The 910-nt window shown below is 23.1% G+C and carries 1 protein-coding gene; it reads right to left on the bottom strand.

Annotation, left to right across the window (positions count from 1 at the left end; genetic code table 11):
- A partial coding sequence (locus EZH24_RS12675) for an ankyrin repeat domain-containing protein (protein ID WP_170310880.1) occupies positions 1 to 833 on the bottom strand: 833 nt, incomplete at its 3' end.
- Positions 834 to 910: the final 77 nt, after the last annotated feature.

Genomic DNA, 910 nt, shown 5'->3' with positions numbered 1-910 from the left:
GAACTATAATATTGCCATATTGCTATCATTAAAGGAGTATTCCCATTTTTATCTCTTATATCTATATCTGCTCCTAATTCTAATAATTTTTTTATTAGTTCTATTTCTTTTCTATATATAGCATTTATTAATAAGGTATCATCATTTTTATCTTTGGCATCTATATTTGCTCCCATTTTTACTAATGCTTCAAGTTTTTTAAGATATAAATCAGTTGAAAAAGGAATATCTAATAATGCCGTATTTCCTTTATTATTCCTTATTTCTAATTCAGCTCCAGAGACTACCAATTGTTCTACAACATTATATCCTACAGTAAATAATGCTGTATTTCCATCATTATCTTTTGCATTTACATCAATTCCTAGTTTTATTAATTCAGCAGCTATATATTTATCTTGTGTATAAAATAATGGAGTTTTTCCTCCTTCTTCTATTATATTTATGTCAGCATTATTATTTATAAGTTCTTTTACAATATTAAGATTTGTTAATGAACTAGCTAAAACTATTGGTACAGTAACTATATTATAAATTGATTTTCCATCAATTCCTTGATACCGAATAGTATTTGTAACTGCTTTATTAACATCAGCACCCCTTTTTATTAATTCTCTTACTGTATCAGTTTTTCCTAAAATAATAGCATATATTAATGGCGTATATGCTTTATTCACAACCCTATTTGTAATTAATGCATTAGCATCTATATTATCTTTCATTACTTTTTCTATTATAATTGAATTTTCATCCATTATTGCTTTAATAATATCATTGTTTTGAGCAAATATATTAAAACTTAAAATAAATAATATTAATAATATTTTTTTCATAATATACATCCTATTATTTTTATTTAATCATTCTATAAAAATGAAATAAAAAATCAACAATAAAAAAGGTTAATAAG

Origin of the sequence: Brachyspira catarrhinii (genome assembly GCF_005518285.1) — a bacterium.
In the GTDB taxonomy this organism is placed as follows: domain Bacteria; phylum Spirochaetota; class Brachyspiria; order Brachyspirales; family Brachyspiraceae; genus Brachyspira; species Brachyspira catarrhinii.
This window is presented reverse-complemented; position numbering and strand designations above follow the sequence as displayed.